14 protein-coding genes are annotated in these 17,014 nt (G+C 40.3%); 11 read left to right on the top strand and 3 right to left on the bottom strand.

Features of this window, described 5'->3' with window-relative positions; all coding sequences use genetic code 11:
• The first annotated feature begins 37 nt into the window (after nucleotides 1-37).
• The 5 genes from gnd (at nucleotide 38) to UN64_RS09315 (ending at nucleotide 6,066) form a co-directional block, all read left to right on the top strand.
• On the top strand, nucleotides 38-934 hold the full coding sequence (gnd, locus tag UN64_RS09335; protein WP_077361998.1) for a phosphogluconate dehydrogenase (NAD(+)-dependent, decarboxylating): 897 nt from the start codon (nucleotides 38-40) through the stop codon (nucleotides 932-934).
• 339 nt (nucleotides 935-1,273) lie between these two features.
• Nucleotides 1,274-1,792: an acyl-CoA thioesterase gene (locus UN64_RS09330; RefSeq protein ID WP_077361996.1), complete on the top strand. Its 519-nt coding sequence runs from the start codon at nucleotides 1,274-1,276 to the stop codon at nucleotides 1,790-1,792.
• A gap of 241 nt (nucleotides 1,793-2,033) precedes the next feature.
• Complete coding sequence (locus UN64_RS09325) at nucleotides 2,034-3,713, top strand: spore germination protein (protein WP_171978847.1); 1,680 nt, start codon at nucleotides 2,034-2,036, stop codon at nucleotides 3,711-3,713.
• Nucleotides 3,710-4,945, top strand: coding sequence for a Ger(x)C family spore germination protein (locus UN64_RS09320; RefSeq protein ID WP_077361992.1), 1,236 nt, complete (start codon nucleotides 3,710-3,712; stop codon nucleotides 4,943-4,945). The genes UN64_RS09325 and UN64_RS09320 overlap by 4 nt, the downstream gene beginning before the upstream one ends.
• Nucleotides 4,942-6,066, top strand: coding sequence for a GerAB/ArcD/ProY family transporter (locus UN64_RS09315; RefSeq protein ID WP_077361990.1), 1,125 nt, complete (start codon nucleotides 4,942-4,944; stop codon nucleotides 6,064-6,066). The genes UN64_RS09320 and UN64_RS09315 overlap by 4 nt, the downstream gene beginning before the upstream one ends.
• Here the strand turns inward: UN64_RS09315 and UN64_RS09310 are convergent.
• Nucleotides 6,035-6,265, bottom strand: coding sequence for a YczF family membrane protein (locus UN64_RS09310; protein WP_077361987.1), 231 nt, complete (start codon nucleotides 6,263-6,265; stop codon nucleotides 6,035-6,037). The genes UN64_RS09315 and UN64_RS09310 overlap by 32 nt on opposite strands.
• Before the next feature lie 72 nt (nucleotides 6,266-6,337).
• Here UN64_RS09310 and UN64_RS09305 point away from each other — a divergent pair, with 72 nt between their 5' ends.
• Together UN64_RS09305 and UN64_RS09300 are read left to right on the top strand one after the other, a co-directional pair.
• The gene (locus UN64_RS09305; protein ID WP_077361985.1) at nucleotides 6,338-6,970 is read left to right on the top strand and encodes an SOS response-associated peptidase; all 633 of its coding nucleotides are present in this window, start codon (nucleotides 6,338-6,340) and stop codon (nucleotides 6,968-6,970) included.
• Nucleotides 6,971-7,420: 450 nt separating this feature from the next.
• A complete protein-coding gene (locus UN64_RS09300; protein WP_077361982.1) occupies nucleotides 7,421-9,838 on the top strand; it encodes a DUF6359 domain-containing protein in 2,418 nt (805 codons plus the stop codon).
• 392 nt (nucleotides 9,839-10,230) lie between these two features.
• Here UN64_RS09300 and UN64_RS09295 read toward each other — a convergent pair whose 3' ends face one another.
• Nucleotides 10,231-10,437 (bottom strand): alpha/beta-type small acid-soluble spore protein, encoded by a 207-nt coding sequence (locus UN64_RS09295; RefSeq protein ID WP_066288466.1) that lies wholly within the window; start codon nucleotides 10,435-10,437, stop codon nucleotides 10,231-10,233.
• A gap of 570 nt (nucleotides 10,438-11,007) precedes the next feature.
• Between UN64_RS09295 and UN64_RS09285 the strand changes: the two genes are divergently transcribed.
• From UN64_RS09285 to UN64_RS09270, 4 genes are all read left to right on the top strand, one after another.
• Nucleotides 11,008-11,946 carry an EamA family transporter gene (locus tag UN64_RS09285; RefSeq protein WP_077361977.1) on the top strand — a complete coding sequence of 313 codons (939 nt, stop codon included), beginning with the start codon at nucleotides 11,008-11,010 and terminating at the stop codon, nucleotides 11,944-11,946.
• A gap of 83 nt (nucleotides 11,947-12,029) precedes the next feature.
• Nucleotides 12,030-12,806, top strand: a complete 777-nt coding sequence (locus UN64_RS09280; RefSeq protein ID WP_077361975.1) for a Cof-type HAD-IIB family hydrolase — start codon at nucleotides 12,030-12,032, stop codon at nucleotides 12,804-12,806.
• Between the two features lie 279 nt (nucleotides 12,807-13,085).
• The gene (locus UN64_RS09275) at nucleotides 13,086-14,711 is read left to right on the top strand and encodes an N-acetylmuramoyl-L-alanine amidase family protein (RefSeq protein WP_077361973.1); all 1,626 of its coding nucleotides are present in this window, start codon (nucleotides 13,086-13,088) and stop codon (nucleotides 14,709-14,711) included.
• 134 nt (nucleotides 14,712-14,845) lie between these two features.
• Entirely contained in the window at nucleotides 14,846-15,703 is an 858-nt protein-coding gene (locus UN64_RS09270; RefSeq protein ID WP_077361971.1) for a patatin-like phospholipase family protein, read from the top strand.
• Nucleotides 15,704-16,043: 340 nt separating this feature from the next.
• On the opposite strand, the gene UN64_RS09265 is transcribed toward UN64_RS09270, so the two are convergent.
• Complete coding sequence (locus UN64_RS09265) at nucleotides 16,044-17,012, bottom strand: ABC transporter ATP-binding protein (RefSeq protein WP_077361969.1); 969 nt, start codon at nucleotides 17,010-17,012, stop codon at nucleotides 16,044-16,046.
• Between the last annotated feature and the right edge of the window lie 2 nt (nucleotides 17,013-17,014).

Below are 17,014 nucleotides of genomic sequence, written 5' to 3'. Positions count from 1 at the left end.
AAAAGTACGAAATACATAAAATGGAGTGATATGAACAATGGAAATCGGATTGATCGGCCTAGGTAAAATGGGCTTTAATATGGCATTGAACATGAACGATAAAGGTTATACCGTTATCGCAACTGATGTTAACAAAGACACAGTAAAAGAGATTTCTGAACAAGGCGTAAAAGGTGTAGAATCCGTAGAAGAATTAGCAAATTCATTCTCTGGAAGAAAAGCAGTTATCCTTCTTGTACCTGCAGGTGAAATCGTTGACCAAGTAATCAGCGAGCTTAAACCGCACCTTACTGAAGGGGATATTATCATTGATGCCGGAAACTCCATGTACAAGCATACACTTCGCCGCTACGAAGAGTTAAAGGCTGACGGTATTCACTTTGTGGACGTTGGTACTAGCGGCGGAACGGACGGAGCTCGCTATGGTCTTTGCGCGATGATGGGCGGAGATGATGATGCAGTAAATTATCTTGCTCCTTTATATGAGAAAATCTGTGTTGAAAAAGGATTCTTAATCACAGGCAGAGCAGGTTCTGGACACTTCTTGAAGATGGTTCATAACGGCATCGAGTACGGAATGATGCAAGCGATCGGAGAAGGTTTTGAAATCTTGGACAAGAGTGATTTCGATTATGATTATGAGGCCGTTTCGAGAGTATGGAACAACGGATCTGTAATCCGAAGCTGGCTCATCGAATTGATGGAGAACGCGTTCAGCAAACAGCCTAACCTGGAAGATATCCGCGGCGTTATGAATTCATCAGGTGAAGGAATCTGGACAATTGAAGCTGCACTTGATTATCAAGCATCAGCTCCAGTAATTGCACTTTCACAATTCATGCGTTTCCGCTCATTGGAAGATGATACGTTCCACGGCAAGGTAGTTGCTGCACTGCGTAATGAGTTCGGCGGACATGCTGTCGTGAAAAAATAATTCTTTATTAACGCTCTATTCTAAGATTGTTGCAACTGAGAGATATCGTGGAAACTTCTTCATTGAATAGTTAATTGGAGCGAAAGGACGAGACTCCGGCAGGATGAGTGGGACAGGTGAGACCGCTCATGTCGCGAGGCCACGAGGGAGCTCACCGAACACCCTGCGGAAAGCGAGTTCTGTAGCGGAAATTAACTTCTTACAAAAGCAACAAAGTTTACGAATACAGCATTTGTTTAAAGACCTCTGTGCCAGGGTAAAAAAGCAGAGGTCTTTTACTATTTTTTATTAAGAAAAACATATACTATCAATGACCTGAAAGGGATAGGAGTTTAGATTATGGAAAACAAATATGTACGTGAGTCTCGCACTGTTAAATCTTCAGTTGTCCTGCCTCCTGACACAAACAATCATGGAACACTCTTTGGAGGCAAGCTTATGGCTTATATTGATGATGTTGCAGCCATTTCTGCCATTCGTCATGCGCGCAAACACGTTGTTACAGCCTCGACGGATTCGGTTGACTTTCTGCAGCCGATTAAAGAGGGTTATTCTGTTTGCTTAGAATCATTTGTGACTTGGACGAAGACCACTTCGATGGAGGTTTTCGTGAAAGTTATCGCTGAGAACTTGTTAACAGGAGAGCGTAAAGTTTGCGCCGTTTCTTTTTTAACGTTTGTTGCCATGGGGGAGGATGGAAAGCCTACACCTGTGCCAAAAGTCATACCTGAAACAGAAGAAGAGAAATGGTTGCATGAACACGCACCAGAACGAGCGATTGCCAGAAAGAAACGCCGTGAAGAAAGCAAAAAGCTAGCAAAAGAATTTGGTGTGAAAAAGCCGTGGGATTCAATTTGAGCATAAAGATATATTTTTAAAAATTATAGATGTTAAGATTCGCAAAATGAGAATAAGGTGATATAATAAAGTTAACCTTTTTCCAGCCAGGGATACAGAACCCTGGCATTAATCTTGTTAAATTGTTTGAAGCCCCTAATTTGTTGAAAAACGAATTAGGGGCTTTTTTGTGCTGTAAATTTACATAACCATGGACCGTTCCGCAAATGCTAAGAAAAGATTGGAAAAAAGGCGGATGGTTATGCGGAATAGAAGAAAACGCCCTATTATCAAAACCCATAAAAAACTATCTGATATGATTGCGGATAAAAAAAGCGGCGAAAGTTCTTCTCTTCAAACGAAGTCAGTTGCATCAGAAGTTCAAATTCGAGCATTCAATGATAAGCAGCAACCAGTGAAAGTAGGAGAATTGAGCCCAGCCTTACATATCAATGTTGATAGAATTAAACACCGTCTTGGTAATCCGACGGACCTCATTGTCCGGGAATTTGAGTTTGAACTTGAACAGAAGGTAACAGCAACACTTATATTCCTGGAAGAGATGAACGATACACAGCTCTTAAGTGAATTTATTTTAGAACCACTGATGAATCTAACATCCGAAAAACAATCATCTCCAGTTCCCATAAACCATGCACTTCATTACATTAAGCAGAATGCACTTGCTTTAGGAAGAGTGCTAGATGTCGAAACAGAAGACGAATTGCTGGAAGCGCTGCTTGCCGGATTGAGTGTCCTATTAGTCGAAGGTAATACGAAAGGCCTAAAGATGGGCACTAACGGCGGAAAAATGAGGAACATTGAAGAGCCGACATCTGAGGTTGTTATTCGCGGTCCGAAAGAAGCTTTCACGGAATCAATAAAAACGAACATTTCATTAATCCGAAGAAAATTAAGATCACCAGATTTGCGAATTGAAAAGTTTATAGTCGGTGATATCACTAGAACAGATTTAGCCATTGTATATATGGATAACATCGTAAACCCTTTAATCGTAAAAGAAATAAAAGAAAGAATTGAACAGGTAAAAACGGATGGCCTACTTGAAACGGGCCAGCTCGAAGAATTCATACAAGACGAGACGGTTACTGTTTTCCCGCAATTGATGAGTACCGAAAGACCTGATGTGGTTATCGGAAATATATTAGAAGGACGGGTAGGCATCATTGTAAACGGAACACCATTTTCACTTATCGCACCTACGCAATTTATTCAGTTCTTTCAATCATCTGAAGACTATTACATGAGATATGACATCAGTACTTTTTTGAGACTGCTTCGTTTTTCCGTTTTTATTATTTCATTGATCGCTCCATCCATTTATATCGCACTTACAACCTTTCATCAGGCTATGATTCCAACTACATTGCTTTTTGGTATTGCTGCTCAGCGTGAAGGTGTACCTTTTCCAGCTATAGCGGAGGCACTAGTTATGGAGATTACATTTGAGATATTACGTGAGGCGGGAATTCGGATGCCCCGTGCAGTTGGTGTAGCCGTATCGATCGTTGGTGCACTTGTATTAGGACAGGCAGCTGTTCAGGCAGGACTCGTATCACCTGCTATGGTTATCGTTGTTGGGATTACAGCAGTTGCCAGTTTTGCAATTCCTTCATTTGCTGTCGCAACATCAGCCCGTTTACTCCGGTTTCCTCTGATGATTATCTCTTCAGTGTTTGGTTTTTATGGGTTAACTCTTGCACTGATCGTAATCGTTGCTCATTTAACAAGTCTGCGGTCATTCGGTATTCCATACTTAAGTCCGTTTGCTCCGATACAAACACAGGATTTAAAGGACAGCTTATTCCGATTTCCTGTCACTCATTTATTTAAGCGGCCAGAAAAGCTGGCAAAGAAAAATGCAACCCGTACGCTGCCTTATGAAGTTAAGAAAAAGAGAGAGGAGGAAACAACAAGATGAGTTTCTTGAAATGTTTCGTTCCTTTCTCCCTATGTCTTCTTTTTCTGACAGGGTGCTGGGATCAGAATGAGCTAGACGAGCTTTCAATCGTGATGGGGATGGGGATCAATATAGATAAAAAAGGGGATTTGATAGTCACATATCAGGTAGTGAACCCAACAGAAGTCGCACCTGGGGTTTCGGGCGGTGGTGGCGGAAAACAGCCTGTATTTACGGTTTATGAAACAAAAGGAAAGAATTTGATGGAAGCAACGAGAAAAGCTACTAAACAAACTTCGCGCCGTCTGTTTTTTGCACATGCCCGCATGGTTGTATTCAGCGAGAAACTAGCAAAAGAAAATATTTATGAAGCACTCGATATGATGTCGCGCGATCCGGAAGTACGTTCTACGATACAGGTTTTGATTGCAAGAAATACAACACCTTCTAAAATATTAAGAACGTTTACGGCTATAGATAAAGTGACTTCAGATGAAGTGGCTGCAATCTTAAGAATATCTGAAAAAAACTGGGGGGAAAATGTTCAGCAGGATATAAATGAAGTACTTCAATCTATTATCAATGAAGGCGGAGAACCTTTAATTAACGGAATTGAAATTACGGGTGATAAAGACCTAGCTGTTACAGCTAAAAACTATGAAGTAGGAGATCCCGCGAGAGTGAAAGTGTCAGGGATGGGTGTTTTCAAAAAAGGTAAATTAAAAGGATGGCTGGATGGACCTGAAGCAAGAGGCATTCTCTGGTTAAGAGGAAAAATTGTAAGCTCCGTTGTAACTGTACCTTGCAAAGGCAATAAAAAAGGGTATGCGATTGAAGTTGTCCGTTCCAATACTGAACTCTCAGCTTCCACTAAAAGAGATGTTCCGACAATAAATGTTGAGGTTTTTCCTGAGACGAATATCGCGGAAACAAATTGCCCGGTTAATCTTGAAAAGCCATCTGAAATATTAAAAATTGAAAAAATGTTCAACAATGTGATTGAGAAAGAAATAACGAAAACGATAAAGGCTGCACAGAATTTCAATAGTGATGTAATCGGATTTGGTGAACTGCTGTACCGGGAAAACCCTGAAAAGTGGAATCGCGTTTATAAAAAGAACTATAATCGGATTTTTCCTGAGATCCAGGTCAAAGTTAAAGTAGACTCACGGATCAGAAGATCGGGAATTCGAACTTCTCCATTTTTATTTGAGAAAAATCAAGAGAATAAGGAGGAAGTTGAATCCTCATGAAAACGTATAAGATCGATCTTCAGCAGTATTTTATTCTTATCGTGTTGTTTGAACTTGGTAGTGCTATTCTTGTCGGACTTGGGATGAATGCTGGCAGAGACGCATGGATTGCCATTTTGTTTGGTATGTTTGCAGGAATGATCTTGTTTGCAGGGTACGTCTTTCTGTATAAACAGTTTCCTGAAATGTCCTTAACGCAATATATACAAGTGTTATTCGGGAAGTATGTAGGAAAGTTTTTTGGATTTTGCTATATGCTGTACTTTTTGTACCTTGCTTCCAGAGTGTTGCGTGACTTTGGAAGTTTGCTTCTGTCAGCTGTTTTTGTACAAACACCGATTATCGTAGTGAACACCTTAATGGTCGCAACGATTGTTTATGTCTTAAAGCTTGGATTTGAGGTCCTGGCTCGAACAGGAGAAATATTTTTTGGGTTGGTTGGCTTGGTAGGAACTACATTGGCGGTATTAGTTTTATCGGCAGATCTTATGGAATACAACTACTTGCTTCCTATATTTGGAGATGGAGTTATACCTGTATTAAAAGCCGCTTTTCCAGTAACGCCGACGTTTCCTTTTGGAGAGATGATTGTTTTCACTATGCTGCTTCCTTATTTAAAAGTGAAAAACAAAAATAACGCTTTAAAGGTAGGTTTATTAGGAATGGGAGTAAGCGGTATAGTATTAAGTACGACGATTGCAATGGATATCGCCGTTCTAGGTGGACACGTCGCAACTCATGTTTACTTTCCTCTTTTAGCAGCTGTAGCGAAAATCAATCTCGGAGAATTTATACAGAGACTTGATGCATTAGTTGTATTTACATTAATCATCGGTGGATTTTTCAAGGTTGCCGTCTTTTTATATGTATCTGTAAAAGCTGCACAGGATGTATTTGGAGTTAAGGAAGAAACCACAATCATCGGACCGATAGGAGTTGTTGTCATTCTATCTTCGATTGCGATTGCATCTAATTACGTAGAACATATTAATGAAGGGTTGAATATTGTGCCTCAATTTATTCACATTCCGTTTCAGGTTGTTTTACCTGCAATCTTTATTATTGTATTCTTAATTAGAAAAAAGCAACTTAAGCATTTTGCTTCTTCTTCATCCAGCTAGACCATAGGTAAGTGACCATTGGAAGAATAAATAAAACGATTACCAGGAAGAATTCGACTTTATCCACATATTTAAAAAATGAAAAAAAGGATCGTTTGAAGATGGTTAAAGGCGGAGTGCCCATAAACCAGTCAATGCCAATTAATACGGCAATCATAGCAGTCAGTGTTATCAAATAGATGGATATAGGGTTTTTCATTTGAATCGCCTCCTGAAGAATAGTTTTAACAGTATTCTTCCTCTTATCCATCATTATAAGGGAGCGGGGAAAATGTGCGGCAGGTATTTTCTTTATTATGACAAGGATTTTATCATTGATGCTTTTAATATTGTAAATGAGTTCGATTATGAAGACCGGTTTAACATTGCTCCCGGTCAGGATGTGCTAGCGGTTGTTAAAGGAAGTATAGGGAATCGGGCAGGGTATATGAAATGGGGGCTTATCCCAAAGTGGGCGAATGATCCTAAGATCGGAAACAAGCTGATTAATGCCAGAAGCGAAACGGTTGAAGAAAAACCAAGCTTTAAAGAATCTTTCTATCAAAAAAGATGCCTGATCCCAGCAAGCGGTTTTTACGAATGGGTAAAAGAAGGCGATAAAAAACAGCCTTATCAGTTCACTATGGAAGATAACGAGCCTTTTGCTTTTGCAGGCATCTGGTCCAGGTGGAATCAGGAACCTGCTGGTGCGGGTACTGAGAAAATAACATGCTCGATATTAACAAAGGAATCTAATTCGTTCATGGGCAACTACCATCAGAGGATGCCGGTGATGCTGAGGCCAGACGAAGGGGAATTATGGCTAGAGCGCGGAACCGATAAGGACATACTATTAGCGATGCTAAGTGAAAATAACCCAGAACTTTCAGCAGAACCAGTGACAAGAGATTTAAGTACGAGATAATACCGGCTTTTTAAGGCTAATTAGCTTTAGGGGATGCCGGTTTTTTTGTTCTTTCAGAAAAGCTGTTTTTTCGTATACATTGTTGCTTTTAAGTAGTTGATTTCCGCTCTAGGCTGCTCGCTTTCCACGAGGCGTGCGGTGAGCCTCCTGCCGCTTTGCTCCATTAGAAGTCTCCACCTGACAAGATTGGAAGCTTTTGCGCTCTAAAACAGCCTGCAATGATGAAAATAGAAAGAGCTAAAAGCAACAAAGCCTTTAGAAATGAATTTAGCATTTAATAGTCCCGAAATCGGGACGGTAATTTTGGTAAAACAGAACTATATTGTAAATTCTTTGTAAGTCTTTCTAACTGTTTTAACATAAAACTAACAATTGAACCGACAAACTTGTGTTATATTCTTCATGGATTTACTAAGTTTTACATAATAAAACATAGGCAGGTGGACGGTTGTGTTAAAAAGAAAGACGAAAAAACTCACAAATATAAGTATCATCTTTGCTATGGTAATCAGTTTAATATTACCTATGCAGCAAGCATCAGCCGCTGACGTAATTTCCGTAAGCGAGGCTATTGCGAATAACAATGGTACTGCGACTGTTGAAGGTTATATTGTTGGGATCGTTAAAGCGAAAAACAGTATTCAGCATCAAGGTCCATTTTCAACAGATACAAATATTGCGATAGCAGACACACCAAATGAAACAGATACAGCAAAAATATTGCCTGTTCAACTTCCAAGTGGAAATGTTCGAACAGAACTAAATCTAAAAGCAAATCCTGAGAATTTAGGTATGAAGATTCAAATTACAGGTAGTTTAGAACTTTACTTCTCAATGCCAGGGCATAAGAGTGCAACTTCTTTTAGCTTTGTAGATGCAGCACCTCCTGAACCTCAAGTAGAAGAAGTTAAGGCATCTGTAGAAGGACAAGTTGTTTCTAAAGGAACTCAAGTAACACTTTCTTCTGCTACACCTGATGCAGCAATCTATTACACGGTAGATGGTTCAAACCCAACTGCGGATAGCACGCTTTATACTGCTCCAATCACGATAAATGAAGATGTAACTCTTAAGGCGATTGCTGTAAAAGAAGGTCTTAAGAACAGCAGCATTGCTGAATTTAAATATCAAGTAGCACTTTCAGGACTTCGAATTCATGATATCCAAGGTGCTGGTCACGATTCACCAGTGGCAAATAAAGTAGTTGAAGGTGTAGAAGGCATCGTTACAAAAGTAGTTGATGACAGAAACTTCTACATGCAAGATCTACAACCAGATAACAATTCTAATACTTCTGAAGGAATCCTTATATATCAGCCCAATCATGGACAAACGGAAGGCAATGTCGTTTCTGTAAATGGCCAAGTTAAAGAATGGGTGCTAGAAGGATACTCAGATAAATTGAAAACTGATTTAGCAATGACTGAAATCAATGCTCAATTCGGAAGTATCTCAATTTTAGAAGAACACCATGTACTTCCAAGTGCTTTAATTATCGGCATGTTCGGTCTGCAACCGCCGACAAAAGTTATTGATAACGATAAATTTGCAGAGTTTGATCCTCAAGAAGATGGAATCGACTTTTATGAAAGTCTAGAAGGTATGCTTGTAGAAATTAACAACCCGACTGTTATTGCGCCGCAAAAGTACGGCGAGCTTGTTGTTCTTCCAGATCGTGGAGAATACAGCAGACTTAATTCTGCTGGTGGATTGAACATTACTGAATTTGATTACAATCCTGAACGTATTTTCGTTGACATGGGCGATGAAAGTTTTGTTGCCAAATCAGGTGATTACTTTGAAGGTGCTATTACTGGTGTTGTAAGCTATGGTTTTAGCAACTATAAAGTTTTAACCGATGCAGAGGATCTTCCTGTTTTTGTTGAAGGGAACACAGAACCTGAAACAACTCGTATCCATGAAAAACATAAAGAACTAACTATTGCGAGCTTTAACGTTGAGAATTTTTCAGCGAATGAAAATGGAACTTCAGATGAAAAAGTTAGCAGAATTGCTGGTTCTATTGTAAATAACTTAAAATCCCCTGATATCGTAGGCCTTGTAGAAATGCAAGATGGTAATGGTTCTACAAATGATGGGACTACTGATGCAAAAGAAAGTGCTGACCGCTTAATAGCTGAAATTACAGCTCAAGGCGGACCAGAATATGTTTACACAGATATTGCTCCGGAAAACAATCAAGACGGCGGACAGCCAGGGGGTAACATTCGTGTAGGATTCATCTATAATCCAGAACGTGTTTCACTAGCTGAGGGAACAAAAGGGACGGCTACAGAGGCTGTGGATTACGAGAACGGAAAACTTACACTTAACCCAGGACGTATCGATCCAATGAATCCTGCGTTCGATGACAGCCGTAAACCTGTAGCTGCACAATTTGAGTTTAACGGTGAAGATGTAATCGTGGTTGCAAACCACTTTAACTCAAAAGGCGGTGACCAGCCGCTGTTCGGTAAGAACCAGCCTCCTGTTTTAGGAAGTGAAGTTCAGCGTAAAGAAATCGCAGCAATCGTAAACGATTTTGTTAAAGATGTAAAAGAAGAGGACAAGAATGCAAAAGTAGTTCTTCTTGGAGACTTCAACGATTTTGAATTTACAGATTCACTTGAAATATTAAAAGGAAACGAGCTTACTAATATGATTGAAAAAGTGCCGTTTAATGAGCGCTACACATACTCATACCAAGGTAACGCACAAGTACTTGATCATATTTTAGTAACGAACAACATGGCGAAGAAAACAAAGGTTGATATTGTTCATATCAACTCACAGTTCATGGAAGAACACGGACGTGCGAGTGACCATGACCCTGTGCTGATTCAAGTAAAGCTAGATAAAGTAAAATAACAATGAAACTGACCGAACAGGTAGAAATACTGCCTGTTGGTCATCTTTTTTGTCTATTTATTTTTTAATACAGTGAGAAAGTTCTGATTTCAACGAAGATAAGCGACTGTTTCTATCTCATCATTTGCATGTTGATTGGAGCGCAAGGTGCGAGACTCCTGCGGGACGAGCGGTCAGGTGGAGACTTCTAATGGCGCAAAGCGGCAGGAGGCTCACCGCACGCCCCGCGGAAAGCGAGCATCCTGGAGCGGAAATCAACTACTTTCAAAAGCAACAATGTATGCGAAAACAGCCTAAATAAAAAAAACGTACCGTGAAAGTTCAGATATCCTAAAATATGAAAAGGACTGACTCCTAGGAGTACAGTCCAGTTTTAATTAAAAAATTCGCGATTAGCGACGGTATCCGCCACCTAGTTGCTGCTCAGCCATTTGAACAAGACGTTTAGTGATTTCACCACCAACAGATCCATTCGCACGGGATGTTGTGTCTGGTCCTAGTTGAACACCAAACTCAGAAGCGATTTCATACTTCATTTGATCCAAAGCTGCTTGTGCTCCAGCTACTACTAATTCATTAGAGTTGTTGTTACGTGCCATATGTATCACCTCCTTGTAATACTAGTTTGTATATCTTTTGCAAAAATATGCATCTATTGGAAAATATTTTTATATGTCATCAATTAGATAGGTATTCGCATATTTTTTGAATAACCGACACAAAAACCATAGGATTTCGTATGATACATCATCCCCCTATTTTTATTTTCAAGAAGAGCACTGTACTGGTTTCCAGTCAGTGTTTTTCTTTCGCTCTTTTCTAAAGGATTGTTGCTTTTGCATTTTCGATTCTCATCATTTGCAAGTTGATTGGAGCGCAAGATGTGAGACTCCTTGAAAATGACAAATCACATTTTCTTCGTGCGATGTAATGCGGTCGTTGCCTTCCTTGTCCTAAGGGGCGAGCGGTCAGGTGGAAACTCCTAATGGCGCGTAGCGGCAGAAGGCTCACCGCACGCCCCGTGGAAAGCGAGCACCTGGAGCGGAAATCAACTACTTTCACTAGCAAATATTTTGAACATGCTATTTTAAGATTTTGGATTTATAATAGAGAAGGAATTTTACAGATAAGCATAGAATATCGATGCATTTAAGAGAGCGGGTGGAGAGATGGGACTTAAGAACAAAGAAAACATCATAAAATGGAAAGGAATTGCATTAGCTTTAGCTGGTGCTTCACTTTGGGGATTTTCAGGAAATGCTGCAGAGTGGATCTTCTCTCATACCGCAGTAACAGCGACATGGCTTGTATCCGTTAGAATGGTGATGGCAGGGTTGCTGCTTTTAATCTTAGTCTCCTTTAATCATAATATTTTTTCAGTTTGGAAGAACAAAAGAGACCGCATGGATTTGCTTGTTTTTTCGTTAACCGGAATGCTTGGTGCACAGTTGACGTTTTTCTTAAGCATTGAGGCTGGAAACGCACCAACAGCGACGCTTCTTCAATTTCTAGGTCCAGTATTTATTACGATTTATTTTGCATTAAAGTTCTTGAAATGGCCGAAGCGTAAAGAATGGATTGCGGTATTGATGGCACTGACAGGGACATTTCTCTTATTAACAAATGGAAAGCTGGATTACATAACTGTTTCTAAAGAAGCGATTTTCTGGGGTGTGCTTTCAGGTGTTTCAGTTGCCGTCTATACGGTATATCCAGTTAGATTATTAAAACTTTATTCATCGGCAGCAATTACGGGCTGGGCGATGCTTTTAGGCGGTTTAGCTGTTTCGATAGGGACACAGCCTTGGGAAGCAGGGTTCATAGTTTGGACCCCATCGCTTTTTTGGATGCTCGGATTCGTCGTTATATTTGGAACGCTATTGCCGTTTTATTTATATTTAGATAGTTTGAAATACATTTCTTCAACCGAAACAAGCTTGCTTGGAAGTGCTGAACCATTAGTAGCCACCATTGTTTCAGTTGTTTGGCTCGGTACCGCTTTTGGCAGTTTCCAATCGGCAGGGGGTATGCTGATCATATTAACTGTGTTTCTATTATCAATGCCGGAAAAAGGAATACTCAAAATTAATCAGACGGTCAATAAGTAGCTTTTTTGTATCACATCATTTGACTTTTTTTCTGAATCGTACCACTATGGTAGGGTACGACTTACAACAGGAGTAGATGCAAAATGAACGATAAGATTGTATTTTTTGATATAGACGGAACATTAGTAAACGATGAAAAAAAAATTCCGGAAAGCACGAAAGAAAGCATAAGCCAGCTGCAGAAAAATGGTGTGCATGTAGCTATTGCTACCGGACGCGGTCCTTTTATGTTTGAACCTATTCGAGAGGAACTTGGTTTAGATTCATTTGTAAGTTTTAACGGCTCATATGTTGTTTTTAAGGATGAAGTGATCCATAAGACACCACTGCCCGCAGAATTCATTACTAAAATTGAAAAAGAAGCAGATCGTGCAGGACATCCTCTTGTATATCTTGACCACCAAAAAGCAACATGCAATGCTGATGACCATGAGATTATAAAAAGCTGTACGTTCAACCTTATGCCGAAGTATCCGCTCTATCAACCTGGCTTCTATAAAGACAATGAAGTGTATCAGGTGCTATTATTCTGTCAGGAGCAGCATGAAAAAGCTTATCGGGAAGGCTATAAAGGAACATTTGATTTTATCCGCTGGCATGAAGATGCACTGGATATCCTGCCAACTGGCGGATCCAAAGCAAAAGGAATCGAAGCCTTTATTAAGCAGATGAATATGAAGCCTGAAAATGTATTTGCATTCGGCGATGCTTTGAATGATATTGAGATGCTGAATGCTGCAGGAACAGGTATTGCGATGGGGAACGGAATGAAAGAAGCGAAAGAAGCAGCTGACTTTGTAACAAAATCAGTTGATGATGACGGAATTTATCATGGACTCAAACATTTTGGACTCATATAATAGCAGGTAAACCCCCTTGTAGATGCAAAGGGGGTTTTTTGTGCTGCAGATTTAGGTCATACCATGCAACCTATCAGGCATTTTGAGCTAAAACTGCTGATCCAATCAACTATACAACGAAAGCGGATTTTGTTGAAATATATAGAAAAAAGTATAAATTTTGGTAAATGTGTTGAAGGGTTTTCTCCTATTTTGGCGAAAAAAGGCTTTATAGAAGCTGGAGCAGTGTCGATATAAGCTATACAGCAAGTAAAGACGTCCATATAGGAGTTGAAACAGGTGAAAGCAAACGGTAAACTGGTTAACTTGATTTTGTGTACCATCCTCATACTTTCAATGATTCCGGCTATATCAGCATCTGCCGAGAGTACGGCGACTGTAAATGCTACGAGCTTAAACGTTCGTTCAGAGCCAGCTCTTTCAGCCAAAAAGATAGGGTCATTGAAAAACGGCGACACTGTAATTGTACTGAAAACGGAAAAGGGATGGGCAAACATAAACTTCAATGGCAAAAAAGCATGGGTGAGCGCAGAATTTTTGAAGCCGAAAAAGGGTTCCGCACCAGCAGCCCAGCCGACAAATACAGAGAAACCTGCAGTTAAACAAGCTAAGGTGACAGCTACATCACTAAATGTTAGAAAAGGGCCTAGCCTTCAGCATGCTGTTGTAGGATCACTTAAGAACGGGACAGTCGTAACGATTCTAAAGCAAGATGGCAAATGGTCATCGATTACATATGGAAAGGTATCCGGCTGGGTAAGCAGTGCTTATCTCTTGGAGCAAACTTCACAGCCTCCAGCTGCCCAAAAACCGATCAATAATAATTCTGGAAACACTAGCAATAGTAAAAATGGAAAATGGGGGACGGTAACAGCAACTTATTTAAATTTCCGATCTTCTGGAAACTTAAATGCACCTATCATTGGTTCATTAAAGTATGGGACAGCGGTTCAAATTTTATCTGAATCAAACGGATGGTCTTCTGTTCAAACTTCAGATGGAAAAAAAGGATGGGTATCCTCTAAATATATTTCTGTACAAAGCGGGAGCTCTCCAGTGACTGCAGCACCTAAACCAGAAGCAAAACCACCTTCTGCACCACCTGCTTCTGTGCTTAAAAAAGTAGTGGTAATGACTGATGGAGTAAACATTCGCCAAGGTCCATCGACAGCTTATCTCATTGTTGGAAAAGCCAATCAAGGAGATGAGTATGCTTATATTCAATCAAAAAATGATTGGGTACAGCTAAAACTTCCTAACGGCAATACCGCATGGATAGCAGGCTGGCTCGTAGCCGTTCAGCAGAAGTCGTCTTCACCTAACAGCAATTCAGGAACTACAGCTCCTAAACCTTCAACGAGCGGATTAAAAGGAAAACGCATCGTTATCGATCCAGGTCATGGCGGGCATGATCCAGGTGCTCTTGGGAAAGTTCATGGAACGCACGAATCCGAACTTACCCTCATGAGTGCAAGACTCTTAGCAACAGAACTGAGTAAAGCAGGTGCTGTAGTTATTCTTACACGCAGCGACAGCAATTATATCTCACTTAACAAACGCGTTGAGATCAGTCATTATCATTTCGCAGACGCTTTTATAAGTCTCCATTATAATTCAGCACTGGATACAAGAGCATCAGGACTTATAACATTCTATTACGGTCAAAAAGACATCAAACTAGCAGATTCCGTTCATTCTGGACTTCTTAAAGCAGGTACAGGACTTCCGGGCGGGAGTGTCAGATTTGGAAACTTCCATGTATTGCGCGAAAATAAACAGCCATCTGTACTAGTTGAGTTAGGATTTCTTTCAAATTCTTTCGACGAAATGACAGTTAGAACGGACTCCTTTCAATCTAAGGCAGCTTCAGGTATTACGAACGGACTAGCAACCTATTTTCAATAACTCATGCAGCAGCTGTCTCTAACTTTGGAGACGGCTTTTTATATTTAGACTTATCACTGGATTTTACAGGCGGATTTTTTCTATAATTGAAAGCACAAATAATAAAGTAAGTTAACAATAGGTGGTGAAGGGTTTTGGAAAACTCCGGATTAATTCTTGAAGGCGGGGGAATGCGCGGTGTTTATACAGCCGGTGTTCTCGATGTATTTATGGAAAACGATCTTTATTTTCCATATGTGATCGGGGCTTCAGCAGGAGCTTGTAATGCAGTGTCCTATTTATCAAGACAACATGGAAGAAACCGTACGGTGAACCTGGAGTATAGCTCGCACCCTGAGTATATTTCTTATAAGAACTGGCTGTTTAAGAAAAAAGGTCTGTTCGGTATGGATTTTATTTTCAATGAGCTTCCCAACCGTCTTGTTCCATTTGATTATGAAGCGTTCAAAAAATCACAAGAAAGATTTGTGGTCGTCGTTACGGACTGCAGAACAGGTGAACCAGTTTACTTGAACAGAGAAGACTACAGTAAAATGGACATCTCCATGGTACTAAGAGCATCCTCTTCCATTCCTTTCATTGCGCCTATGGTTGAGCTCGAAGGCAAACATATGATGGATGGCGGCATCGCTGATCCGATCCCTGTTCATAAAGCGATGAAAGATGGAGTTAGAAAAGGTGTCGTCGTTCTTACTCAAAATCATGGCTACCGAAAGAAAAAGCCTAAAATGACGTGGGTGACTAAGCGGTTCTATCCAGAATACACAGGTTTGGATGAAAGTTTGCGAGGACGGTACATCAAATACAACGCCACACTGGATTATATTGAAGAAGAAGAGAAAAAAGGAAACCTGTTCGTACTGCGACCTTTAGAAAAGATGAAGGTAAAGCGGATAGAGCGTGATCCGAAAAGGCTCGGAGTTCTTTATGAACATGGCAGAAAAGACGCAATCGATCAGCTGGACAACTTAAGAAACTGGTTAAACAATTAGTGCTCATGATAGTGGTTGATTTCCGTTCCAGGATGCTCGCTTTCCACGGGGCGTGCGGTGAGCCCCCTCTGCGCCATGCGCCGGTAGGAGTCTCACCTGTCCAACTTCAAAGATATATCTTTGCTCCTGCGTCTACAAGTTATAGCTAGCGATGCGAGCTTCCTCGTCGCATGCCTAACGAGAAGCTTCTCAAGTGGTAGGCACGCACCTTGCACTTCAATCAACTTGTCAATGAAGCAAGGTTGCAAAATATTCAGATGTAATAATTTTATAAAGAGTGATTAAAGAAAGCTGGAATGCGGGGTTTCTCACAGAACCTTGCAGCCAGCTTTTGCTATTCTTAATATATTTTCTGTATCACTTCTTCTATATCCGGTTCTTTCATCTGAATATCAACTGGTTCGCCCCACTTTGAAACCACTTGAAGCAAAGAAGGTGAAGAAAGGACAGACCGGTCATACATGAGTATAAGTTTGTCATCTTCCCAGCGCATCTTTTCGATACCGTCAAATTCAGCCGGTAAATGCTGAGGCTTTTCCCTGTATTGCACTTCTATCACACTTGGCAACCCGATATTATGCCTTAAATCTGTAATAGAACCATCAAGTACAATCTGTCCATGATTGATCACAATTACCCGGCTGCAGAGCTGTTCGATATCATCCATATCATGTGTTGTTAAAAGGATGGTTTTCTTTTCCTTTCCGTTTAGTTCTTTTAAGAAAGACCGGATGCTTGTTTTTGCATTTACATCGAGACCGATTGTAGGTTCATCCAAAAATAAAACATCTGGGTCATGAATCATAGCCGCAGCAAGATCTCCCCGCATGCGTTGTCCCAGTGAAAGCTTTCGCACAGGTGTGTTCATAAACTGTCCGATCTGAAGCATATCGTCATACAGCTTTAAAAAAGCATGATATTTTGCATCAGGTACTTTGTACATTTCTTTTAAAATATCAAAAGAATCCCTTAGCGGGAGATCCCACCATAGCTGAGTCCGCTGACCGAATACGATTCCAATCTTTTTTGCCACTTCTTTTCTTCTTTTTTGAGGGCTAAGTCCAGCTACCTCGATGCTTCCGCCAGTTGGATGCAGGATACCAGAAAGCATTTTAATCGTTGTTGATTTCCCTGCACCGTTCGGTCCGATGTAGCCGACAAATTCGCCTTCTCCAATGTTAAAAGATATATCGTTTACAGCTTTTACAACATGATGTTTGGTAGATAGAAGGGAAGTAAATGAGCCGATGAATCCTTTTTTCGTTTCATAGATTTTAAAGTGCTTGTTTAATTGATCTGCAACTATCATAA

Origin of the sequence: Fictibacillus arsenicus (genome assembly GCF_001999465.1) — a bacterium.
GTDB classification, from domain to species: Bacteria; Bacillota; Bacilli; order Bacillales; family Fictibacillaceae; genus Fictibacillus; species Fictibacillus arsenicus.
This window is presented reverse-complemented; position numbering and strand designations above follow the sequence as displayed.